Annotated in this window: 15 protein-coding genes; 8 read left to right on the plus strand and 7 right to left on the minus strand. The window is 71.8% G+C overall.

Translation table 11 applies throughout. The features are described 5' to 3' along the window. Positions 1 to 11: 11 nt before the first annotated feature. A complete protein-coding gene (locus tag ACIO1C_RS34570) occupies positions 12 to 758 on the minus strand; it encodes a phosphotransferase family protein (protein ID WP_401871447.1) in 747 nt (248 codons plus the stop codon). Positions 759 to 969: 211 nt separating this feature from the next. Between ACIO1C_RS34570 and ACIO1C_RS34575 the strand changes: the two genes are divergently transcribed. Next, entirely contained in the window at positions 970 to 3,108 is a 2,139-nt protein-coding gene (locus ACIO1C_RS34575) for an FG-GAP-like repeat-containing protein (RefSeq protein ID WP_401871449.1), read from the plus strand. Positions 3,109 to 3,265: 157 nt separating this feature from the next. Here ACIO1C_RS34575 and ACIO1C_RS34580 read toward each other — a convergent pair whose 3' ends face one another. Then, entirely contained in the window at positions 3,266 to 4,132 is an 867-nt protein-coding gene (locus ACIO1C_RS34580; protein ID WP_401871451.1) for a class I SAM-dependent methyltransferase, read from the minus strand. 525 nt (positions 4,133 to 4,657) lie between these two features. Beyond that, on the minus strand, positions 4,658 to 6,751 hold the full coding sequence (locus ACIO1C_RS34585) for a PA14 domain-containing protein (protein ID WP_401871453.1): 2,094 nt from the start codon (positions 6,749 to 6,751) through the stop codon (positions 4,658 to 4,660). 252 nt (positions 6,752 to 7,003) lie between these two features. Between ACIO1C_RS34585 and ACIO1C_RS34590 the strand changes: the two genes are divergently transcribed. The 6 genes from ACIO1C_RS34590 to ACIO1C_RS34615 all read left to right on the plus strand — a co-directional run bounded on the left by ACIO1C_RS34590 (position 7,004) and on the right by ACIO1C_RS34615 (position 15,282). Continuing rightward, the gene (locus ACIO1C_RS34590) at positions 7,004 to 8,737 is read left to right on the plus strand and encodes a trypsin-like peptidase domain-containing protein (protein ID WP_401871454.1); all 1,734 of its coding nucleotides are present in this window, start codon (positions 7,004 to 7,006) and stop codon (positions 8,735 to 8,737) included. Beyond that, positions 8,724 to 11,078: a tetratricopeptide repeat protein gene (locus ACIO1C_RS34595; RefSeq protein WP_401871457.1), complete on the plus strand. Its 2,355-nt coding sequence runs from the start codon at positions 8,724 to 8,726 to the stop codon at positions 11,076 to 11,078. Before ACIO1C_RS34590 ends, ACIO1C_RS34595 begins: the two co-directional genes overlap by 14 nt. Before the next feature lie 25 nt (positions 11,079 to 11,103). Beyond that, positions 11,104 to 12,669 carry a VWA domain-containing protein gene (locus tag ACIO1C_RS34600; protein ID WP_401871459.1) on the plus strand — a complete coding sequence of 522 codons (1,566 nt, stop codon included), beginning with the start codon at positions 11,104 to 11,106 and terminating at the stop codon, positions 12,667 to 12,669. Continuing rightward, on the plus strand, positions 12,666 to 13,592 hold the full coding sequence (locus tag ACIO1C_RS34605; RefSeq protein WP_401871461.1) for a hypothetical protein: 927 nt from the start codon (positions 12,666 to 12,668) through the stop codon (positions 13,590 to 13,592). Before ACIO1C_RS34600 ends, ACIO1C_RS34605 begins: the two co-directional genes overlap by 4 nt. Further along, positions 13,589 to 14,851, plus strand: coding sequence for an ABC transporter substrate-binding protein (locus ACIO1C_RS34610; protein WP_401871464.1), 1,263 nt, complete (start codon positions 13,589 to 13,591; stop codon positions 14,849 to 14,851). The genes ACIO1C_RS34605 and ACIO1C_RS34610 overlap by 4 nt, the downstream gene beginning before the upstream one ends. An 80-nt stretch (positions 14,852 to 14,931) precedes the next feature. Next, entirely contained in the window at positions 14,932 to 15,282 is a 351-nt protein-coding gene (locus ACIO1C_RS34615; protein ID WP_401871467.1) for a CU044_2847 family protein, read from the plus strand. 89 nt (positions 15,283 to 15,371) lie between these two features. Here the strand turns inward: ACIO1C_RS34615 and ACIO1C_RS34620 are convergent, their stop codons facing one another. Next, positions 15,372 to 16,307, minus strand: a complete 936-nt coding sequence (locus tag ACIO1C_RS34620; protein ID WP_401871470.1) for an aldo/keto reductase family oxidoreductase — start codon at positions 16,305 to 16,307, stop codon at positions 15,372 to 15,374. An 890-nt stretch (positions 16,308 to 17,197) separates the two neighbouring features. Between ACIO1C_RS34620 and ACIO1C_RS34625 the strand changes: the two genes are divergently transcribed. Continuing rightward, complete coding sequence (locus ACIO1C_RS34625; RefSeq protein ID WP_401871497.1) at positions 17,198 to 17,974, plus strand: BTAD domain-containing putative transcriptional regulator; 777 nt, start codon at positions 17,198 to 17,200, stop codon at positions 17,972 to 17,974. Positions 17,975 to 18,136: 162 nt separating this feature from the next. On the opposite strand, the gene ACIO1C_RS34630 is transcribed toward ACIO1C_RS34625, so the two are convergent. The 3 genes from ACIO1C_RS34630 to ACIO1C_RS34640 form a co-directional block, all read right to left on the minus strand. Beyond that, positions 18,137 to 20,302 (minus strand): tetratricopeptide repeat protein, encoded by a 2,166-nt coding sequence (locus tag ACIO1C_RS34630; RefSeq protein ID WP_401871473.1) that lies wholly within the window; start codon positions 20,300 to 20,302, stop codon positions 18,137 to 18,139. Between the two features lie 87 nt (positions 20,303 to 20,389). Continuing rightward, on the minus strand, positions 20,390 to 21,610 hold the full coding sequence (locus ACIO1C_RS34635; protein WP_401871476.1) for a hypothetical protein: 1,221 nt from the start codon (positions 21,608 to 21,610) through the stop codon (positions 20,390 to 20,392). A 495-nt stretch (positions 21,611 to 22,105) separates the two neighbouring features. Then, positions 22,106 to 23,146, minus strand: coding sequence for a helix-turn-helix transcriptional regulator (locus ACIO1C_RS34640; protein WP_401871479.1), 1,041 nt, complete (start codon positions 23,144 to 23,146; stop codon positions 22,106 to 22,108). Positions 23,147 to 23,206 lie beyond the last annotated feature (60 nt).

Here is a 23,206-nt window from a genome sequence, read left to right on the forward strand (position 1 = left end):
GCCCGCGCTCCTCACATCCGGGATCTCAGCACGTCGACCTCACAGCCCGGCGCGAACGGGTCAAAGCCGTGCCCGGCCAGCCAGCGAACCACCAGCAGGCTTCGCAGCGACCACCACGCGCGGATCACGTCGAGGTCGACGCCGGTGCCGTAGCCCGCGACGAGGTCGCCGAGGCGGTCCTCGTGTCCGAGCGTGAGGGTGGCGAGGTCGTACAGGGCATCGCCCCGGCCCGCCTCGGACCAGTCGATGATGCCCGTGACCTCGTCGTTGTCGACAAAAACGTGAACGATTTGCAGGTCGCCGTGGGTGAACGCCGGAGTCCACGGCCGGAGGGCGGCCCGGGCGACCTGGCGGTTGCGGGTGACCAGGTCGGCGGGCAGGACGCCGGAATTCACAAGCAGTTCGCACTCGGCGTCGAGTTCCGCCGCCAGCTCGCCGGTGTCCCGGCCGGCGCCGCCGGGCCGGGACGGCAACGGCGCGTCGTGCAGCTTCCGGATGGCCGCGCCCGCCGCGGCCCACGCCGCCGGGGACGCGGTCGACGGCTCGCCGAGGCGGCCGAGCGCCGTCCCCGGGACCGCGGCGATCGCGAGCACGGGCGGTTGGCGCCACAGGACCTCCGGCGTCGGGACCGGCACCAGGGCCATCGCCTCGACCTCGACGTCGATACGCGACTGATCGGCGTCCACCTTCAGGAACACGTCGCCGACGCGCAGGGTCGCGCGCTCGGAATGGGCGACGACGACCCGCACCTCATCCATGGCGACCAGTATCCCGCGATGACCGTCGGCGTCACCGCATTTGTCGCGGGGGGGTAACGCCCCGCCTGGGAGAATCGATTCACCCTCCACTGCTAAAATCCATCCGCCTCGCTTCGAGGCGATCGAGGGGCCCCACACCCCGGAACGTGGTTCACGTAGTTCACCGGTTCATACGTGCCGCCGTGGCGGATCAGACATGCTGGGACACCCTTTGAGACGCCTTACCCTCCCGCGCGACCGCAAGCCGACCCGCCGGTCCACGGCCCTGGCCGCCGTGATCGCCGTGGTCGCGGGCTTCGCCTCGATGACCACCGCGGGGGTCGCCGGCGCCGCGGTCACGCCCCTGCCCCTGGCGACCGACGGTGTCTGGGGAATCGACTTCGCGGGCGGCACGCTCCACACCGTCGAGCGTGGCGGGTCCGGTGACGCGCTCGTGCTGGGCCGGCAGATCGCGCCGGACGGATCGACGGCGTCCGACCGGGTCTCCATGGGATACGCGGACCCGTTCGCCGACGGCTCGCACATCAAGCGAGTGCCCTGCGACGCGGGCTCCTGCGTGCCTCTGATGGGTGCCGGCAACGGCGACGTCGGATACGTCATGGTGAGCGACGCCGGACAGGAACGCGTTCAGATCCACGTCAGCCCCAACAGCCATCACGGCACTGAACCCGCCGTCACCGGTGCGGAGATCGTGGACATGTCCGGCCGCTACTTCGTCTACGACGCGCGGTCGACCGGCAAGCAGTACATCGACGACGTCCAGCCCTATCGCACGACCGACGTGCGGATCACCCGTCCTGTCGTCGCCGCGTCGGTGTGGGGCACACAGCTGTGGACCGCGGGCGCCACCGCGGGGGCCGTCACCGCCACGGACATCAAGACCAAGAAGACCGTGGAGTCGCTTTCCACCGGATCGGGCTGCGTGATCAAGGAGTTGCGGGCCGTCGGGCGGTGGGTCTACTGGAACTGCGGCGGTACGAACGGGCGCGCCGGAGTCTATGACCGTACGGCGAAGAAGAGCGTCGCCGTCCCGCCGGGCCCCGCCCTCGTCGGCGACGGCTACCTCGTACAGCACGACAGGACCGCCGGGAAACTGCTGCTCACCGACTTCCACACCGGTACGAGTGCGGCGCCGCGCCCGATCGCGGATCTGCCGGCCGGCAACACCGCCGACCAGCGCCGGCTCACCTGGGCCGTGGACAAGTTCGGCGGCGACATCGCCTATGTCGGCCCGGACCACGGCATCCACATCGTGCCCAGCGGTGTGCCGTCCCAGCCCCTGGCCAGGACCGAGTCCGACGTCGCGGACGACTACCTGGACGTCAAGCACAACGGGTGGAACAGCACCTGGGAGTTCAGCGAGCCCGTCGCGTGGACCTTCACCGTCAAGGACGCGGGGGGCCGTACCGTCCGCACCCTCACCGGAGCCGGCACCGCGGAGGCCGACGTCGCCTGGGACGGGAAGACCGGCGCGGGGGTGTACGCGTACAACGGCGCGTACACCTGGACGCTGACGGCCACGCCCGCCGAAGGCGCGGGGACGTACAGCACCGGCGGGAAGATCGGTCTGACCGGCGGGCGGCAGGGCCACCACGACCAGGGCGGCGTCAGCCATGGCGAGCTGCTCACGCTCAACTCCCAGGGGGCTCTGACCCTTCACTACACCGAGGGGAAGGGCGCCTTCGACTGGAAGCGGTCGGCTTCCGGTTGGCCGGCCGGTTCGGTCGCCGTCCCGTTCGGCGACATGGGGACCGACCGCTGCGCGGAACTGCTGGTACGGATGCCGAACGGCGAGCTGCGCCGGTACGCCGGCCGGTGCGGCGAACCGTACAAGCCGACGAACAGCCACAGCTCGCTGGGGACCGGCTGGAACGCGTACAACGTGCTGACCGCTCCGGGTGATCTGACGGGCGACGGCCGTGCGGATCTGGTCGCGCGCAAGGCGTCGACCGGCGACCTCTACCTCTTCGCCAACGACGGCAGGAGCAAGCTCGCCGGCGGTAAGAAGATCGGCTCCGGCTGGTCGGCCTACACGCATGTCGTCGGTGCCGGCGACCTGAACGGTGACGGCTTCGGTGACATCCTGGCCCGGGGCAAGAACGGCACCCTGTACCGGTACGAGGGCACGGGGAAGGGAACCCTGGGGCCGCGGGTGACCATGTCCGCCGACTGGGGCGCCACGTACAACGCGATCGTCGGCGTCGGCGACCTCACGGGTGACGGCAAGAACGACGTGGTCATGCGCGACAAGGCGGGCACGCTCTACCGCTCCAACGGCAACGGCAAGGGTTCCTTCGGCGCCCGGACAAAGATCGCCACCGGATGGCAGGGGTACAAGGGCCTCTTCTGAGGACGCCACGGTTCGGCCGCGTTGCCGTCGGGGATACCTTCGGACAGTGGTGAATCGGGCGGTGGCGGCCGGAGTTGGGCTCGCGCAGGTGTTGGCGCACTGCCTGTCTCGACCTGGCCGGCTCCCCCACGAGCAGCACCTCCGGCCGTCAGGCGCGTCAGTGGCGGCGGGCGGTGACGATCCAGGCACGTGCGTCGAAGTACACGCCGCTGCCGGTGTCGTGGGTGGCGAGGGTGGTGCGTAGCCGTGTGCGTGCCTGCTCGGCCGTCGTGGGGGCGAGGTGGGTGAGCAGGGCCTCGAATTTCAGCAGGCGGAGCACGTTGTCGAGGGCGGTGGCGGTGTCGGGGCCGTAGTAGACGGGTTCGTGCACGTCGGTGAAGCTGACGTCCGTGAAGCCCGCCGCCGTCAGGATGCCTTCCGTGGTGGCCGGGTCGGCGAGTGAGAACGCGTTCGGGCCGGAGGCGGGGGGAGTGGGTGTGGCTGTCGCGGCGGCGAGACTCCGGCGGATCGCGGAAGCCCATTCATTGCGCTCGCGGTCCTGCCAGACCAGCAGCACCAGGCGCGCCGCCGGGCGCAGAGCGCGCGCGACATTGGTGAACGCGGCGACGGGGTCGGCGAAGAACATCGTTCCGAACCTGCTGATACAGAGGTCGAAATCCATCGGTGCGAAGCGGTGAACCTGGGCGTCCGCCTGTTGGTAGACGACGTTGGACAGTCCTTGGTCGTCACTGAGCCGACGGGCCCGTTCGAGCATCGGCGCGGAGAGGTCGACGCCCAGAGCGCTTCCGCCGACAGCGGCGCGGGCCGCCTCGCGCGTGGTCTGGCCCGTGCCACAGCCGACGTCGAGCACACGGTCGCGGGAGCCGACGCGGGCAGCGGCCCGGAAGTGTTCGTTGTACCGCCGCAATTCCGCGTCGTAGTCGAACAGTTCGGTGTCCCTGGTCCCGCGCTCCCCGCGCTCACCCGCGGTCGGCTCGGAGCTCGGCCGCCTCGGGGCTCCCTGCTGGTCGGACGTCACGGTCATCAGATCCTCTCGATGGCGATTTCACCATGCTCGTCGGTCTTCTGGTGGCTGCTGGACGTGTACTTCGCACGCGGCGTCGACGCGGCGGAGCCGGCGTTTCGTACGGGGGCGCCCCCTACCGTCCGCCGCCCACCCCGGAACGTCTGCCGTTCCCCCGGTGTGCGGGTGCCGCTTACTGATGTCCTCAAACGCCGGACGGGCTTGAAGTGGGCCCGGGTGGTGCCACCAGCGCGGGTCAAGGATGTCCTCAAGCGCCGGACGGGCTTAAAGACCCGGGGTGGGCCGGGTTGTTTTGACGCGGGCCTGGAAGGGGGACGGGCAGGGGTCGTGTCCGGAACGTAGAGCGTGTTTTGTGTCGCATGGCGAACGTTGACCCAAACAAGGTGCTGAACGCGACGTAAAACATGCAGTGCAGGACACGACCCCTGCCCGGCCCCCGGCAACCGACCTGCGGATAAAGGCCGGCCCGCAGCGGGCAAAATCAAGCCCGTCCGGCGATTGAGGACAACACGGACCGCAACCCGGTCACACGCGGTTCTGGAAGACGCAGTACCACGCGTACGTGCCCGCGACGCTGTTGTCGGTGCGTACCGCTTCCAAGGTGTAGAAGTTCGTGGCTCCCCGCGCCGCCATGGCGTCCGTGTAGGTGCGGGTATCCGCCGGCAACAGACCGGCGTGCAGCGGCTCGTACGTCTTCGTGGCCGGGTTCCACCGGCTGACGCGGTAGCCCGCGACGGTGTCGCACTCGGCCGTCTTGTCGCACCGCCAGTTGATGGTGAGGCCGGGCAGGTCGGGTCCCCCGACGACCGTCCCGTGACCCATGCTGCCGAGGTCCCAGTCCGAGGTGACCGTCACGGACGGCCGGACGTCCAGTTCGGTGGCCTCGACGACCGGCACGCTCGGGTCGGTCGGGGGCAGGGCGTTGCTCCAGCGGTCCTTGGCGACGACCGCGTACACGTACGTCTCGCCGTCCGGCAGTTCGCCGCAGAGGACCGCGAGCGGGTCGCTCGTGCCCTCCCGGCAGGAGGCGGAGCCCAGCCACTTGACCGTGCCGTCCGGCTGCCGGGTGCCGGTCCGGGCCACGTAGCCGTCGACGTCGTCCTCGGTCGAGGCCGTCCAGCTCACCAGCACGCCGTCGGCGCGCGGGACGGCCTTCACGCCGGTGACCGGGCCGGGTGCGACGCGGTCGGCGGTGCGGACGACAAACGGGGCGGACAGCGCCGACTCGTTGCCGGCCGGGTCCACCGCCGCGACCGCGTACGTCACGTACGTACCCACGGGCATGTCCAGGTCGTGGCAGATGCCGCCGGTGGCGGTCTCCTCGCTCTCCTCGCGGGGGCAGGTCACGCGGGCGAGCGCGGCCGGGTCGAGGGTCTTGCCGGGCGAGCGGTAGACGCGGTACGTCCCGCCGTTGTCGAAGTCCTCGTAGAAGCCCTCGGGTTGTTTCCAGTACACGTCGGTGTAGCCGACGCGGACGACGGCGCCGAGAGAGGCCGGGGACTTCGACGGCGGCGTCCGGTCGACGCCGTCGCCGGTGACAGCGGCGTACGCCGACGGGTTGCCGAGCGCGTCGAGGGCGCGGATCCGGTAGTACCGGACGGTGTTCACGGGCGCGTCGGTACGGTACGACGTCGAGGTCGTCGTCCCCAGCAGCTCGAACGGGCCGGTGGCCGCGGCGGCGGCGTACACCTCGTACGTCGTGGCGTCGGCGGCCCCCTGCCAGGCCAGGGTGGCCCACCAGGCGTCGCCGGTGACCTTGAGGCCGGTCGGCGCCGCCGGGCCCGTACGGTCCACGCTCGCGGCGGTGGCGTCGGAGCTGCCCGCGGACTCGTGGCCCGCCTTGTCGACGGCACGGACCTCGTACAGGAAGGTCTGGCCCGTGGCAGGTGTCGCGTCCACGAAGGAGGTGGAGGTGAGCAGCGGCGAGCCGCCGGCCCGCGCCCACTGCGTGGTGCTGCCGCCGCCCGGCCGCCGGTACACGCGGTAACCGGCGAGGTCCATCTCCTTGTTCGCGGCCCAGCGCAGGGTGGTCTTCGAGGTGTCCCGGTTGTACGTGGCGGTGAGGCCGGCCGGGGCGAGCGGCTTGACCTTGTCGACGGTGCTCTCGGTACGCGGGGTGTACGTGAAAGAGGCGTTGGCGACGCCGGTCCAGGCGACGTAGTCGACGCGGAGGGTGTGCTTGCCCGCCGGGACGGTCAGGTCGACGGTCTTGCGGACGGTGGTGGAGACGTTCTTCCACAGGTCGACCTTCCGCACGCCGTCGACGTAGACGCGCATGCCGTCCTGCGTGGCCGCGGAGAGCCGGAAGGGGCCGCCGGAGCCGAAGTCCCGGGTGAGGGACCAGCGGACGGAGAAGTTGTCCTTGGGCAGCGTGACGCCGGGCGGGTCGCCGGCCCCGTAGTTCTCGGAGACGGCGGAGTCGCAGGCGGTCAGCTTCGGCGTGCCGCTGAAGGCGGTGTTGGCGAAGTACTGCGCCTTCCACACGGGGGAGGCGCAGGTGACGGCGGCGGAGGCGGGGGCGGCGGTGATCAGGCCGCCCGCGGCGGCGAGGGCGGCCGTCGCGGCCAGCGCGGCCAGCCGGGCCGGGCGGGACGGCCGGGCCGGCCGGGTACGAGTCATCACTGAGGGTGGGGCCCTTTCCGGACCGAGGGAGAAGGAGAACAGGTGAAACAGGTGAAACAGGTGGCAGCTGTGTGACCCATGGGACGAGGACAGGGTTGCCCCCGCCCCCTCCCCAATTCAGGGACGTCCGGCGGGCGTCGGCCGGCCCGCACCCGCCCGGGAGACACGTGCCGGTACGGAAAGGCCCCGGCGGTACGGGTTTCGCCCGGGCGGGTACGTCGTGCCCTCTGTCGTACTACGGTGGGAAACATGGGGCTGCATCACCACAGCGACAAACCCTGGCGGGTCAGGGTGGACGACGCGGACGGGACTCCCTGTGGTGCCGGGGTGCTGCTCGACGAATGGCACGTCCTCACCTGTGCGCACGTCGTCAGGGACGCGGGGGCCGCACCCGGCGGGAGCGCCGCCGGTCTCCGGATCACCAGCGTCGCCTGCCGCCCGGAATGGACCCGCACCGCACGGGTGGCCCCGCGGTCCTGGGTGCAGAAGAACGACACCCACCGGGGCGACGTGGCGCTGCTCCGGCTGGACGAGCCGGCCGACTGCGGGACCCGTACCACCCTGTGGCGGGTGCCCCTCTCCGGCGGCAGCGTGAGTGTGTACGGCTTCCCGCACGCGTCCAGGACGCTCGGCATGGGGGCGGACGCCGAACTGGCCGGCTCCGGCGGCCGGGAGGGCGAGTGGGGACTGCTCAACCGGGTGCGCCCCGGCGGTCCGTGGATCGAGCCGGGCTATTCGGGAGCCGGAGTGGCCGTCGGCGACGGCGAGTTCAAGGACCGCGTCATCGGCATCGTGGTGGCCGACTACGTGGACGGCGACGCCCACGCCGCCTGGATGCTGCCGACCGAGACCATCCAGGCGTACCTGCCGCAGATCGAGCCGTTCACCGACGGCGTGCGCACCAACGACCTGGGACCCTCCGGCGGGAAGTGGCCCGACGACGTGCTGGGCGACTCGCTGCGGCTCGCCCTCACCCAGGAGCTGACCCGGCTGCTCGACGGGAGGTGGGCGGGCGCGGTGGTCGTCGGCACCGGCGGCGCGACCGGGGCGGGCGGCTCCTGGCTGGTGCGCCTGGTCCGTACCGCCGATCCCGCCGCCAGGGCCGGCCTGTCCGACGCCGAGATCGCCGGGGCACCCGGGGACACCGTCCTCGGGCTCGGTGCGATAGACGCGGCGTACGACGCCCGGGGCAGGAGCGTCGAGGACGTACAGGGCTATCTGACGGAGCGGTTCGGGCTTCCGGGCGGCGACGACCGGGAGATCGTGCACCAGTTGCTGCGCCGCCGCCCGCCCGCCTGCCTGGTGGTGGGCGGTGTCGACCGGGCGGAGGACCCCGGGGAACTGGTGCGCAGACTGCTGGGGCCGCTGGCGGTCCGCGCCCGGACCCGGGGCCTGCGTCTCGCCCTTGGCTTCGAGGACCGGCCGCCGTCCGGCATGCCGTACGAGGTGTCCCTCGACGCCGAACGGCTCACCGCGAACGTGCCCGGCGGTGTGACCGGCAGTGTGACCGCCGAGGTGGCGGAGGCGGCCGTCGGGCAACTGGCGGCCGAGGAGGACGCGGCGGCCCGGCTCCAGGCCGAATCGGGGCGGAAGTTCTTCGGCGCACCCCGCTTACCGATCGCGGCCGCGCCGCGCCTGCGGGTCCGCACGGCCGTCGCTCGCGGCGCCGGGCCCGATCCGGAACTCGCCGCGATCCACCTCCATGCCGCCGCGGCCCGCGCCGAGGTCGCCCGGTTCGCGAAGGAGCTGGAGCTGATGGTCGCCACCCTTGAGGATCTGCGCAAGGCCCTGGATGTGCACCGGGTGCGGGCCGCGCGGTACTTCGGCGACGAGGACCTGGCGCTCGGCGACCTCTACGCGCCCGCCGCCCGCGAGCTCCAGACCCCGCCGATCGACCTGGCGGCGGCACGGAAACGAGTCAGGCGCTACATCGACGAGGTCAACCGCCGGATCGAGGAGGGGGAGTGGCGTGCGGAAGGGTGAGGCGGCGGAGAAAGGTGGGGCGACAGAGAAGGGTGGGGCGACAGAGAAGGGTGAGGCAGCCGGGAGCGGGCACCTCGCGGAACCGGGTGACGCCTCGGGGGACGCCGGCGCCGCCGGCCGGTGCAACCGCCCCGACTGCGGTCGCGGCCCGATCGACGAGCAGGGCTTCTGCGCCGTGTGCGACCGGCGCCCGCTGGAGCGGGCCCCGCTCCCGCCGCCGGACCGGGAGGCCGGGACACACGGCGTGAGCGTCGGCGTGGCGAACGTACGCCCCGATCCTTGGTACGGCCTCGACCTCGCCGAGGCGGGACAGCTGCCCGACACCCTCGACACCCCGGCCCCGGAGCCCACGGCGATCGCCGAGGAGTATCGCTTCTGCGACAACACGGCCTGCGGAGAACCGGTCGGCCGCGGTCACGACGGCGTACCGGGCCGCGTCTCGGGCTACTGCCCCGACTGCGGGGGGCCGTTCGACTTCGCCCAGCCCCGCGGCCTGACCATCGCCGGGCGTTACGACGTCGAGCGCTACCTCGGGGCCGGCGCGTACGGCGCCGCGTACCTCGCCCGCGACCGCAACCTCGCCACGGACGTGGTCCTGAAGAAGCTCAGGAACACCGCGGTGGCCACGACGGCGCACCACGAGCGGACGGTCCTGGTCGGACTGCGTCACGACAGCATCGTCCGCATCCTCGGCTACGAGACCGAGGGCCCGCACCTGGTGCTGGAGTACCTGCCCGGCGCGCCGCTGAAGGCGCTGCCCGGCGACCGGCTCGAATTCCTGCTCGCGCACGGTGTCCGCATCCTCCAGGCGCTCGACTACCTGCACGCCAGAGGGCTGCTGCACTGCGACGTCAAGCCGCTGAACATCATCCGGTTCAAGGAGGAGAGTTCCGCGGGCCCGCGCGACCGGGTGCGGCTCATCGACTTCGGCGCGGTACGGACCCGGAAGGACACCGGTCCTGTCACGGCGTACACCGACGACTACGCGCCTCCGGAGCACGACCCGGAGCACGTACGCCCCACCCCCGGCTTCGACCTGTACGGCCTCGGCATGACGCTGAAGGAGGTGGCCCGGCTCCATCTGCTGGAGCGCACCGCGCCCGGCATCGACTCACTGCGCCTGCTGCTGGCCCGCGCCACCGACACCGCCGTGCCCAGGCGCCGGTTCGTCTCGGCCCGCCAGTTCGGTGAGCAGCTCAGCGGGGTGATCCGGCAGGTCGTGGCGGCGCCGCCGACGCTGCGGCAGGTCACCAGGCCGTCGGCGCTCTTCGGCTCGATGTCGGAACCCCTGCACGGTGGCCTGGGCGCGGCGCGCCCGCTCGCCCACTGGTTCACGGCGGCCCTGCCCGATGACGGGGACGGGGCCCTGACGCTGCCGCCGACGTTCTCCTCGCCGCCGCCCGCGACCATCGCGGTGGCGCTCCCGACGCCGCTGGGCGATCCCGACGAGCCGGACATGGCCGACTCCGCCGAGAGCTCGCTGGCCGAGAGCCGGCTCGCCCTGCGCAGGGACGACGCGGACCTGGCCGAACAGGCCCTCGCGCGTGCGGGGTTGCCCCGGTGGCACTGGCTGCACTCCTGGTACTCCGGTCTGATCGCCCTGACCCGCGCGGACGCGGACGCGGCCACCGCGCACTTCACCGAGGTGCGCGGCGCGCTGCCGGGCGAACTCATCCCCCAGCTCGCGCTCGGCCTGTGCGCCGAACTGCGCGGTGACCTCGCCGTCGCCCGCTCGCACTACGGCACGGTCTTCGACACCACCCCGGCGCTCGGCGCGGCCGGCTTCGGCCTGGCCCGCGTCCACCTGCTGTCCGGCCGGCGCGCGGACGCGGTGGCCACGGCGGAACGGCTGTCGCAGGAGTTCCGCTTCGAGCGGGAGGCGCGGGTGGCGGCGGTACGGCTGCTGGTGACCGTCGCCGCGCCGGAGCCCGGGGGGAACGGCGCTCCGGGCTCCGGAGCGGCGGCCGGCGACGCGGTCGGCCCGGCCCGGCCCGCCGACCCGGCGGAGGCGGATCTGGCGCGCGCCCGCGAGGCGCTGGCCAGGCTCGACGTGGGCACCGCGGCAGCCGCGGGGCTGCGCGCCGAACTCCAGTACGCGGAGTATCTGCGCACCGGCGACCGGCTGACGCTGTCGGAGACGGTCCGCCGGCTCGGGCCGCATGCCGCCACCGAGCGCGACTACACCGCCCTGGTCGACCTGGCGAACCGGCTGCGTCCGCCGCTGGCGTGGCGATGGCGCGGACGCCGTGACGAACGCCGTGACGAACGCCGTGACGAACGCCGTAACGGAACCGACAACGGGAACAGCCGACGCGTTTCGGAGAGACAACCGGGCCGCTAGGCTCAAATTTGGAGGGGGACATGACATGTTACGAGGCGGTCAGGTGACGCCGGCGGGGGACACGTCACGATTGGGGCTGAGCTTCTCCCTCGAGGTCGACGCGTCCTCGGACGTCGCGTTCGACGACGAGCGGGTGGACGCCCTGCTCACGATCAGGGCCCGTACCGCCGCGCGGGCGCCCTCCGCGGCGCCGATCGCCGAGATCCTGATCATGGACAAGTCGCTGTCCATGGCGGGCCAGGGCAAGCTGAACGAGGCAAAGCGGGCCATGTGCGCGGCCGTCGACGCCCTCCAGGACGGCACGTATCTGGGAATCGTCGCCGGACACCACGAGGCCGAGGTCATCTTCCCGGCGACCGGCGGCCTCGCCCGTGTCGACGCCGCGGCCAGGACGGCGGCCAAGAACCGCGTCCTGGACCAGTCACCCGAAGGCGGCACCGCCATCGGCACGTGGCTGACCTGCGCCGACCGTCTCTTCGCCACGGTGACCGCGCGCGGTACCGTACGCCACGCCGTGCTCTACACGGACGGCAAGGACGAGCACGAGACACCCGAGGAACTCGGCAGCGCGCTCGACGCGTGCGCCGACCGGTTCGTGTGCGACGCCCGCGGGCTCGGCAACGACTGGCACTACGCCGAACTGCTGCGTATCACCGAGGCGTTGCACGGCACGGCGGAAGCGGTTGTCACCGTCTCCGACCTCACCAGGGACTTCACCCTGCTCATGGAACAGGCCCGCCGCATCGTCGTCCCCCGCGTCTACCTGGGCCTGCGCCTCAACGACCGTTTCCGGCTGGGCTTCGTCCGGCAGACCCTGCCCGTCGAGGCCCACCTGACCGCCCAGCAGCAACGCCGCGACGACGAGATCCACGTACCGCTGGGATCCTGGCCGCCGGAGGACCGCCAGTACCTGGTGTCGCTGCGGTTCGACCCCGCGACGCTGCGGGTCGGCGAGGAACTGCGCGCCGCCCGCATCACACTGCGCGCCGAACGGGACGACGGCACCCGCGAACCGTGTGCCGACCCCGAGGCGCTCGTCGTGGTGCGCCGGGCCACAGCGGACTTCCCGGTCAGGACGCCCGAGAGCCACACCCGGGTCGAGAACCTCCACGAGCTGGGCCTGGCGATGCGGGCCTGCGCCGACGCGCAGCAGAGCGGACGGTACGAGCAGGCCGACCGGGAGCTGCGGATCGCGCTCGAACTGGCCGAGGCCCTCGGGGACTCCGCACGGCTGGAGCTGCTGCGTACCGTCACCGTCACCGGCCCCGACGGCAGGCCTCGGCTCAGCCGCTCGGCGCCGCGCGGGATCATGCAGCAGCTCGGCCTGCGGTCGACCAGGACCAGGGCTCCGGACGCCGACCCGATCCATCCGCCGCCGAACGGGGGCCCGCTGCGGCGGCGTTGCCGGCGATGCGGCACGACAACCACGGCGCGACGGCCGCGGCACTGCGAGGAGTGCGGATACGAGTTCGGCAGCGGCGCGGACGATCACGGCGGCGGCCCTGATGGCGGCGGTCCTGGCGGCAACGGTCCGGGCGGCAACGGTCCGGGCAAGGGTCCTGGCGGCGGCACTCCGGTGGACGCCTTATGACTCCGACCGGATGGCGGACCAGGCTCCGGGCGACCCACCCGACCACACTGCTGCGCTGGCTCCGCGCCGGCGTCCTCGCCACCGTGGCGGCCACGGCGCTTCTGTACCTGGTGGTGTCGACCAAGGCCGAACAGCAATTGGCCGACGCGCGGCGCACCAGCGAGGCCATCAGCGACATCACGGCGGCGCACGAGGCGGCCAGGCTGGCCGACTCGGCGCTCACGGCCGCCTTCGACACCGGGCAGGTCTCCCTGATCGGCACCGGTACCGAATTCGCCAACCACACCGCCAGCGTCTACACCAACGTCACGTCGGCCGCGGAGGGCAACGCGGCCGGCGAGCGGGGACTGACCCAGATCCAGTTCGTTCAGGGCCAGTTGACCACCTGTCTGCAACTGGCCGACGCAGCGGTGCGCGACTACCCCCGCACCGGCCCGAACGGCAAGCAGGCCGCCCACGCGGCGCTGACCGACCGGCCGCAGGTGGACCCCGAAACCGGTGACGCCATCCCCGGCACGGGCGGTCTCACGGCCACGCTCAACGACCTCAGGAACACCCAGGACGAGGCGTTGACCCGGCAGCGCGACTCGGCCTGGCTGGACCCCGCCCACGTCTACCCCCTGCTCGTCGGACCGGCGGCCGTCATGCTGCTGCTCGTCCTGGCCACCGGCTACATCGTGGCCCGGCACTTCCGCCGGTACGTCAGCCCGCGGCTCGCCGTCGCGCTGCTCGCCACCGCGTCGGCCGGCGCCGCCACCGCCGTCCGCAGCGACCTCGACGCCCAACAGCAGCTCGCCTCGCAGCCGTTGGCCGGGCACCCGCTGACGCTGACCCTCGCGCTCGCGTTGCTCGCCGGCGCGGCCGTACTCGCGTACCTCGCCTACCGTCCCCGCCTCGCCGAGTACCGGTTCCCGCGCTCATGAGCACCCTGAAGGCGCGCCTGACGCGCTGCGCCGCGGCGCTCGGCCTGCTCCTGACCGCGGTCGCCTGCGGCACTGGGCCGCGCAACGACCGGCTGACCGTCATGGTCCCCTGGTCGGGGGCCGAATTCCAGGCGTTCTACTCGGTGATCAGGACCTTCGAGGAGGACACCGGCATCCAGGTCGACATGGAGGTCACCCGGGCCCAGACCCAGCAGCTCGACGCCGCGGTCGCCGCGGGCGCGCCGCCCGACCTGGCCGTACTCCCCAGTGTGGGAGCGCTGGACCGGTACGCGCAGGGCGGCAGGCTCCAGCCGCTCGGCGACGCCATCACCGAGGACTACGCGCAGCCGTTCCGCGGACTCGGCACCGTGGACGGCCAGGTGTACGCCGTACCCGTCAAGGCGGACGTCAAGAGCCTGGTCTGGTACAACCCCGCGGTCACCCGCGAGCCGCCGCCCACCACGCTGCCCGCCCTCCGAGCCCTGTCCCGCGAGGCACCGAAGACCTGGTGCCTGGGCCTGGCGTCCGGTCCGACCTCCGGCTGGCCCGGGGCCGACTGGATCGCCGACATCCTGCTCTCCCAGAGCGGTACGGACGCCTACCGGGACTGGCTGTCGGGCGACCTGGAGTGGAAGTCGCCGCAGGTCTCCGCCGCCTGGAAGGCGTGGCGGAGCATCGTCGCCGACAGTGTCCAGGACGCGTCCGTCAGGAAGTTCACCGACGCGGCCAAGGGCATGAGCACGGAGCCGCCCACCTGCTCGCTCGGCCACGGCACCCTGTCCGCCATGGGCTTCCCCAGCTCCGCCGCCGCGGGGACGGCGTACGACTTCGTGACGTCGGCGCCGGAGCCCGCGCGCCGGCTGGAGGTCTCGGCGGACTTCGTCGGCAGGTTCACCAAGAACCCGAACGCCGCCGAACTCATCACCTACCTCTCCAGCGCCGAAGCTCAGCGAACCTGGGTCAACCAGCCCGGGGGGTACGGCTTCTCGGCCGACGGTCAGGTGCTGCCCGCCCAGTACCGCAACGCCGCGCAGCGGCGGATCGCCACGATGCTGCGGCCGGAATCCGGTTACACGCTGTGCTTCAGCGCCGCCGACGCGATGACACCGGACCTGTCCGCCGCCTTCTACCGGGCGGTCCTCGACTACTCGGCCGACAAGTCGCTGCTGCCGGATCTCCTCAAGGGGCTCGACGAGGTCCAGGCCGACCGGGGCGAGTCGCCGGTCCCGCCGGACGGCCTGTGCGCCCCTCCGTCCTGACCCCGCGTGCCCGCTTCCCCCCCACCCCCTGAATCCCTGAATCCCCTGAATCCCCGACGCCGCCTCACCCTAGGAATCTCATGCCAGACGCCGTCCAGTTCACCCTCGCCGACGGAACCGTCGTCCTCGTGGCACTTCCCGCCCGGGCCGGCACGGGAGCGGTCGGCCTCGGCCGCCACCTGGAAGCCGCGCGCCAGAGCCTTCGCGAGGCCCTGGCCCCGATCACCGGTGCCGCCGTCGAGGTGATCGACGGGTTCCGTACCCTCGCCCACCGCCCCGACGAGGTCGAAGTCACCTTCGGCGTCGTCCTGGACGCCAAACTGGGCGGGGTCATCGCCAGCTCCAACGCCGGCGCCCACCTCGACGTCACCCTCCGCTGGAACGGCTCCCCCGCCTCCCCGCCCCCTGACGCCCCCGCCGCTTCGTCCTGATCCACGCGCGCCACGGAACCCGGTCCTACAACCCGGCACCTACGGTGCGGCACCCGCCGTGCCCCGGCGCTCCCGCCGCGCGTCCGGACTCAGGGGACGAGGTGGCCCGCGGCGCGGAACAGTTCGTACCACTCGGCCCGGGTGAGGGGGAGTTCGGAGCCCTGGGCCGCGCCCGCGACGCGCTCCGGGCTGGTGGTGCCCAGCACGACCTGCATCTGCGCGGGGTGGCGGGTGATCCAGGCGGTCGCGATCGCGATGGCGGGGACGTCGTACTGGCCCGCGAGACGGTCGATGACGGCGTTGAGCTCGGGGTAGTCCGGCGAGCCGAGGAAGACGCCCGTGAAGAAGCCGGCCTGGAAGGGGGACCACGCCTGGATGGTGATGTCGTGCAGACGGCAGTAGTCGACGATCCCTCCGCCGTCGAGCGTGACCGACTGCTGCTCCGCGAGCATGTTCGTGGAGACCCCCTGGGCGATGATCGGCTCATGGGTGATCGACAGCTGGAGCTGGTTGGCCACGAGGGGCTGGCGTACGTACTTGCGCAGCAGGTCGATCTGGCGCGGCGTCTGGTTCGAGACACCGAAAGCGCGCACCTTGCCGGCGGATTCGAGCTCGTCGAAGGCGCGGGCGACCTCCTCGGGCTCGACCAGCGCGTCGGGGCGGTGCAGCAGCAGGATGTCGATGCGGTCGGTCCCCAGGGCCGCGAGGGAGCCCTCGACCGATTTGACGATGTGCTCGTAGGAGAAGTCGTAGTACGGCCCGTCCGTGACGATTCCCGCCTTGGTCTGGATCGTGATCTCGTCGCGCTGCGACGGGGTCAGCGCCATCGCCTCGGCGAAGCGGCGCTCACAGTGGTGCAACTCGCCGCCGTAGACGTCCGCGTGGTCGAGGAAGTCGATGCCCGCGTCGCGCGCGGTGCGGACGAGTTCGCGGATCTCGTCGTCCGTCTTGTCGGTGATACGCATCAGGCCGAGCACGACGTTCGGGGCGAGGATGTCGGTGCCGGGCATGGTGAAGGTCTTCACGACGGTTTCCCTTTCGAGCGTTCAGGTCCGCGCGGTACGAACGCGGCCACTCCGCACTTTAGGGGGCGGGGGGTCGATCGGCGGTGAGCAGCGGGTGGCGGATGTGCGGATCGCCGAGCCGCCGGGCTGTGCCGGGCCCGTGCCGTGCCTGTGCCGTACCAAACTCGAGCTTCGCTCGAACTGGGCTGCAGAGTCGCCAAAAAGCGCCTCGGTGACGACCATAGGACCGAGGGGCAGCGGCTCGCCGACCTGCCGGTCACCGCACTTTCGGTGGAGGTCTGTCAAGTTCACAACACGCCCATTCGAGCGGGTATCCATGGCATCCATGGGCTGGGCGGGAAGGCTCCACGCCGACAGACGGCGACCGAACCGGCCAACCCGGAACCGCGCCGACCCGTCCTGACCAGCCAGTCGGCCACCCCCGCCGAGAGGGGGGCCTCAACCCTTCTTTTGTCCTGAATCCAGCTGTGCCGCATAGCCGGTTCCTGGAAGGGTTTGCTCCCGTCGAAAGGTCGTAAGAAAGCACCCCATTCTGGGGAGGCTTTACCCCGTACAAAGTACGTCGGCTCGCCTTTCGGCCGCCGGATGAACGCCACTGGTCATGGTGTCGAAATGGCACCGCAACAGATCCCCTCAATGGCCCTTGCCCACCCGGAATCCGTCTGGTGCACGATGCGCCCCACTCCTGCGGCAAACATGCGATCCGACGTTTTTTCTACGCGCGTCACGCGCGCGAAACAAGGACGATATCAGCTCTGTCGGAACGATCAGTCAGATGACACAGAATTCGGAGACCTGCCGTGGTCAGTCAGCTCACCTCAGCGTCACCAGGAATCGTCGCTTCACACGAAACGCAAGGCCCGCGCTATTTCGTGCTGGGGCCGGTGGCGATGTACCAGGACGGCCGGCTGTGCACGCCCAGCGCCCTCAAGCAGCGGGCTCTGCTCGTCCTGTTACTGCTCTCCGCCAACTCTCCCGTCCCGACCGACCGGCTGATCGAGGGGCTGTGGGGGGAGCGCCCGCCGCAGGCCGCCGGCGCGACCCTTCAGATGTACGTGTCCGGCCTGCGCCGCGCCCTGGACCCCGCGCACGGCGCGGCGTCCCGTGACCCCCGGCACCACCCGCTGCTGAGCACCGAGGCGGGCGGCTACCAGATGCGGCTGGCGCCGGGCGAACTGGACCTCGACCGCTTCCGCTCCCTCACCTCGGCCGGCCGCCGCCACCTGGCCGCCGGGCGATGTCAGCAGGCGGGAGTGGCACTCAGACAGGCCCTGGCGCTCTGGCGCGGGCGTCCGTTCTCCGGCATGGAACACTCCGGCCGACTCGGCTCGTACCGAGTGCGCCTGGAGGAGGAACACCTGTCGGCACTCGGCGACTACATCGACGTCGTCCTGTGCCGCGGCAGAAGTCACGAGGTCGTCGATGTCATCAGCGAACTCCACGAGTTGTGCGCCTCCCACCCGCTGCGGGAGTCGTTCCACGAGCAGCTGATCCGCGCCCTGTGCCGAGTCGGCCGCCGCGCCGACGCGCTCATGGTCTACGCCCGGGTGCGCGGCATGATGATCGCCGAGCTGGGCATCGAGCCGGGACCCGGCCTCAAGGCGGCCCAACTCGCCGCCCTGGAAGGCCGTGAGCCGTACGGGACGGGGCATCCGCGCTGCCGATGACAGAGCCGGACGGACGCGGCGGGATCGGGGGGGTTCCGGGCCCCGATCCCGCCGCGTCCGTCCGGCGGCGTGTCCTAAAGCGTTTCCTAAGACGTGTCGTAAGGCGTGTCGTAAGGCGTGTCGTAAGGCGTGTCCTGGAGCCTCTCCTGGAGCCTGTCCGCCCTACACTCCGGCCCGCTCGCCCCGCAGGCACGAGGCGCGGTGGGCGCGGGCGTCCTCGTCGTCGGTCTCCGCCAGCACCGCCTCGAAGTCGCTCGCGGCCTCGGCGAAACGGCCCGCCGCCTCGTACACCAGACCCCGGTTGTACCGGATCTCGATCCCGCCGCCGAGCCCGATCGCCCGGTCGAAGTCGGCCGCGGCCGTCTCCAGATCGCCGGCGCCGAAGGCGATCTCCGCCTTGACCGCCCACGCCTCCGACAGAGCCGGATCGCTCTCCAGGGCCGCGGCGAGCGCGTCGAGCGCGGATTCCGCCTCACCCCGCTCGGCCAGCAGCCGGCCCTTGAGAGAGAGCAACTGGGCGTTGCCGGGGTCCAGTTCGAGGCCCGTCGCCACGTCGCGCAGTGCGGACTCCTCGTCGCCCAGTTCGGCGTGCACCCCCGCCCGGTTCAGCAACGCGTCGGTGTTGCGGGGGTCGAGGACCAGCGTACGGTCGAACTCGGCGAGCGCGCCGGTGATGTCGCCCAGCTCCAACCGGGCGTCCCCGCAGTTGTAGTGGCCCTCGGGGAAGGGCGGTTCCAGGGTCAGCGCGTGCTCGTAGTCGGCCAGCGCCTCCTCGGTACGGCCCAGGCGGCGCAGGATGTTGCCGCGGTTGAAGTAGTGGTCGGAGAACGAGTCGTCGAATTCCATGACGACCGCGTAGTCCGCCAGCGCGTCGTCCAGCCGGCCGCTCATCGCGTTGGCCTGGGCGCGGTTGTACCGCAGGCCCACCCGGTGCCAACTGCGCTCGCCGAGGCCGAGTTCCTTGTCCAGCCGCTCGATCCCCTCGTCGAGCAGCCGCAGCGCCTCGTCGATGCCGCCGGTGCGGGTGGCGACGAGGGCGAGTCCGTTGCGGTTGAAGACGGAGAAGAACGTCCGCTCCCGCGGGTCCTCCAGGATCGACGCGATGGCGATCGCCTGGTTGATCCAGGCCCGGGCCACGGCCGGGTCCCGCTTCTCCGGGCCGAAGTGGCGGGCGTAGAGCATGCCGGTCTCGTACGCGAGCTTCATGTGCACGGACGGGTCGAAGGTGATCCGCCGTGCCTCGTCCTGGAGCGCCGCGGACTCGTCCGCACGGCCGGCCGCGGCGAGCGACACCGCGGTGTCCCGCGTGAACTCCCACCAGAAGTCCGGCTGTCGCTCCGGGTCGACCAGGAGCAGCCCGCGCCTGCCGTACTCGACGGAGGTCGCGTACAGACCGAGGTACTTGCAGCGGGTCTGGGCCCAGCGCAGCGCCTTGACACCATCGGTGGAGCGAGCGCTGCCGCGTTCCAGGTGGTACGGCAGGGAGCCCAGCCGCAGCGACGGTTCCGCCTCGGCGGCGGCGGCCAGTACGGCGGCGCGCGCGTCGTGCAGCGCCGTACGCCGGGCCGGGTCCAGGGCCTCGTACGCGGCAAGCACCGCCGTATCGTCGGAGACGCCGTCGGACTCGACGAAGGCCAGGGCGAGGTCGTCCGGGGCGGGCAGGGCCCCGTTGGACGCCGACACCCCGTTGGACGCGGGCGCTACGTCGGACGCGGGCGCTACGTCGGACGACACGATCCGCTCGGTGTGAGCGAGGAGGGCCTGCGGCAGGGACTCGGAGACCGGGCCCGGCTGCTCGGGCGGTGTGTCGAGGCCGGTGGCGACCACAACGGTCAGCAGCCGCGCGGGAATCCGCCGGAGCAGCACGGCCAGGAACTCCTGGTCGGTGGGGTCGGCGTGTTCGACGTCGGTCACGACCAGTGTGTACGGGGTGTCCCCCGGCCCCTGTCCGCCCGCCTCGCCGAGGTGGCTCTCGATGAAGTCGACCAGACCGTGGCAGACGCGCAGCGAGTGCAGGCGCGCGGGGTACCGGCTGAGCGCGACCGGCCCCGTGGCGTTCGCCTCCAGGGGACGGAGAATCGCCGGCACCAGGCCCGCCAACTCGGGTGTCGTCTCCTGGAGTTCGATGCGGTGGCGCTGCGCGAGGCCGGGGTCGCGCCGCAGCGTCTCCGGAGCGATCCGCCGCAGGAGCGTACCGACCGCCGTGTACGGCCCGCGCAGGTGGCGGTGTGCGCTGACCGTCGCGAGGACGGGCGGCAGCACGAGGCCGGCGATCAGCCGGTCACGGTCGGCCCGCAGCGGCGCCTGTATCCAGTAGTGGCTGCTCATGAGCCTGCCTTTCGAGCGGCGGAATGGTCTGTGCCTCGGGGCGCGGGGGCCGTCGGGCGGTGAGGGGCCGTCGGGCGGCGGGGGCCGTCAGGCGGTGAGGTGGGTGGACGAGGAACGGCGGCGCGCGCGGCGGTCCCTGAACGCGATCCACACCGGAAGCAGGATCTGCGCCAGCAACAGGACGAGGAAACCCACCGCGTCCAGCAGGCGCAGACCGCTCGACTCCCCGGAGCCGAAGCGCTCGACCGAGCCCAGGAACATGTGGACGAAGACCGGGAGCAGGGCGAACAGCGTGGTGCTGAGACTGATCGTGTAGCCGACCAGCACCAGCCACGAGTACCAGCGGGCCGCCTTGAGGTCCACGGGATACGCCGTACTGAGGTCGGTGACCCGGTCGCGCCGGCCGACGAGGCGGAAGAAGCAGTTGCGCAACGTCTTCAGCGCGACGGTGTGCAGGTCGACGTTGCCGAGCACGGTGGTGATCAGCACGTAGATGTCGGTACGCAGATAGAAGAAGAACTGCCACAGCAGACGGGTGAAGGTGGCGAAGGCGACGCTCAGGCAGATCCGGCCGCCCAGCGACGGGTCGGCGCCCGCCCCGCCGAGGACACCGGCGAGGACCACCAGCGCGCTCAGCACCAGGACATCGGCGAGCATGCCCGCGAGGATCGGCAGGTAGCGCTTGCGCCGGGGCACCGCCACCAGTCCGTCGAGGGCGGTCTCGACCACCAGGAAGTAGAAGCGGTACGACATCGACACGCGCGAGCGGATGCCGAGCCGGCGTCCGGCCAGCGCGTGGAAGATCTCGTGCAGGGCGATCAGCGGGGTGACCGCGACCAGCAGGGTCAGATTGACCACGGAGTAGTAGGAGCTGAAGACCAGGTCGTACGACGTCGGCACGAGGCTCGGCGAACGCACCATCATCACCACGGCCGCCAGCACCAGCGCCGCGTAGCAGAACCAGGCGTACGGCGAGAACACCGCGCGGCTCAGGCGCGTCCACCGCAGAGGAGCGGTCTCGACCGGGGCTTCGTCGGCGGTCCTGGTGAAGCCCAGCTCCTCCAGCGCCGCCAGGACGTCCTCGACGTCCGCGCTCTCGCCGTAGGCGCGCCGGTAGCGGTCCGCGGCCTCTTCGGCGGTCGCGCCGGCTTCGAGCCAGCGGACGAGTTGGGCGCCGTCCGGCGGGAAGACCGCGTACGAGTCGATGTCCGCGCGGCCGATCGTCACGTCGTCGCCGTCTTCGAGATAGACCAACGGGTGGAAGAGGACCGGTTTCCCCGTGCCCTGGCTGGTGGTCTGTTCCGGCACCGCTCACCCTCGCTTCTCCGTGACCGCCCCCGGTCGCCCTGTACCGCCGCGCGCCCTGAGGCGGGCGGGTGCCGCCGCCCCGCGGTGGTCTGCGGGACGGCGGTGCGCCCTAGGGCGTTTCCGCCCTAAGCCTGGATCAGGCGCTCGGGTAGACGGAGCAGCCCGCGGTCGTCAGACGGACGGGACCGGCCTTGCGGATCTGGATCTTCTTCATGGGTTACCTCCTGGAGTGGCGGATCGGACGTACTCACTCACCTTCGGGGAGCGCTCCAGAACCTCACCAAAATCCCGCCAAATGGTGTCCGGTACGGGGGTCCCGCAGCCGGGCCGGGGCTGCTCGCGGGGTCTGCCTCACCGTCGGGGACACCGAGTCCCTGGTAGCCGAAGTGACCGACACCGTGAACCGCCTGGCCGAGCGGGCCGAACGGGCGGAACGGGCGGAACGGGCCTGACAGCGACGTGGCCGCGCGCCTACAGACGCGCCGGCGCGGACGTTCAGGCATCTCGCGCCTCTGCGCCACGTACCCCGGACACCCCCGCCTCCGTCCCGCCGGGGCCGAGGTGTCCGTACGTCCGCGCGAGTACGCCCACCGCGTCGGCCATGGCCCGGCGCAGCTCCTCCGGGGCGACGACCTCGACGTCGACACCGAGTCGTAGCAGCTCGCCGCACGCGTGCGCGGTGCTCTCGGTCGGGATGACCGCCTCGCTCCAGCCGTCACCGCCCACTGGGGTCGCGGTGGCGGCGCATGCCCGTACCACCTCGGGAGGGACGTTGGCGGCCAGGCGCTCGCGGCCCCTCGGCGAGAGCCGGATGGTGGCGGTGCCCGTGTAACGGCGCGATTCGAAGTCGTCCAGGTAGGACGACCAGTACGCACTCAGGACGAAGTCCTCCGGCCGTTCGAAGCGCTCGTCGCTCAGCACCGCGTCGAGGATGTGGGTGATCCGGTACGTGGCGGTGCGGCCCCCGGCCGCTGCCACGAGGTACCAGGTGCCGGACTTGAGCACCACGCCGTAGGGACACAACCGGCGTTCCACCTCGCGCGGTTCGCGCCAGCGGCGGTACCGCACGTCCACCGCCCGCCGGCCGAACACCGCGTCCACGAGCAGGGGCAGATACGGGGTCGCCTCGGCCTCCCGGTACCAACCCGGCGCGTCCAGGTGGAACACCGCGTCCGTCCGCGTCGCCTCTTCGCGCATGCCTTCGGGCAGAGCGGCCAGCAACTTCAGCCGCGTCGCGGCCACTTCGTCGGCGAGACCCAGATCGGCGGCGGGCGTGGGCAGTCCGGCGAGGAACAGCACCCGGGCCTCGCGCTCGTTCAGCCCGGTGAGGCGGGTGCGGTAACCGTCGAGCAGTTGGTAGCCGCCGGCGCGGCCCTGCTCGGCGTAGACCGGGACCCCGGTGGCCCGCAGACGGTCCAGGTCGCGGTAGGCCGTACGTACGGAGACCCCCAACTCGTCGGCCAGCCGGCGGGCCGACATGCGGCCACGGGTCTGGAGCAACAGCAGGGTCAGCAGCAACCGGTCGGGGGCGGGCATACGCCGATTCTGCTCCGGAACACTGACAGGTCCTGGCACACCCGGGCCCTACCGTCGGGA

The sequence above is a fragment of the Streptomyces sp. NPDC087420 genome, from assembly GCF_044744165.1.
Classification (GTDB): Bacteria; Actinomycetota; Actinomycetes; order Streptomycetales; family Streptomycetaceae; genus Streptomyces.

What these genes read in the sequence shown, in the direction of transcription:
- ACIO1C_RS34630 (WP_401871473.1), bottom strand. Translation starts at nt 20,302, where the DNA reads ATGAGCAGCCACTACTGGATACAGGCGCCGCTGCGGGCCGACCGTGAC.
- ACIO1C_RS34580 (WP_401871451.1), bottom strand. Translation starts at nt 4,132, where the DNA reads ATGACCGTGACGTCCGACCAGCAGGGAGCCCCGAGGCGGCCGAGCTCC.
- ACIO1C_RS34610 (WP_401871464.1), top strand. Translation starts at nt 13,589, where the DNA reads ATGAGCACCCTGAAGGCGCGCCTGACGCGCTGCGCCGCGGCGCTCGGC.
- ACIO1C_RS34625 (WP_401871497.1), top strand. Translation starts at nt 17,198, where the DNA reads ATGTACCAGGACGGCCGGCTGTGCACGCCCAGCGCCCTCAAGCAGCGG.
- ACIO1C_RS34590 (WP_401871454.1), top strand. Translation starts at nt 7,004, where the DNA reads ATGGGGCTGCATCACCACAGCGACAAACCCTGGCGGGTCAGGGTGGAC.
- ACIO1C_RS34640 (WP_401871479.1), bottom strand. Translation starts at nt 23,146, where the DNA reads ATGCCCGCCCCCGACCGGTTGCTGCTGACCCTGCTGTTGCTCCAGACC.
- ACIO1C_RS34585 (WP_401871453.1), bottom strand. Translation starts at nt 6,751, where the DNA reads ATGACTCGTACCCGGCCGGCCCGGCCGTCCCGCCCGGCCCGGCTGGCC.
- ACIO1C_RS34615 (WP_401871467.1), top strand. Translation starts at nt 14,932, where the DNA reads ATGCCAGACGCCGTCCAGTTCACCCTCGCCGACGGAACCGTCGTCCTC.
- ACIO1C_RS34570 (WP_401871447.1), bottom strand. Translation starts at nt 758, where the DNA reads ATGGATGAGGTGCGGGTCGTCGTCGCCCATTCCGAGCGCGCGACCCTG.
- ACIO1C_RS34600 (WP_401871459.1), top strand. Translation starts at nt 11,104, where the DNA reads ATGTTACGAGGCGGTCAGGTGACGCCGGCGGGGGACACGTCACGATTG.
- ACIO1C_RS34605 (WP_401871461.1), top strand. Translation starts at nt 12,666, where the DNA reads ATGACTCCGACCGGATGGCGGACCAGGCTCCGGGCGACCCACCCGACC.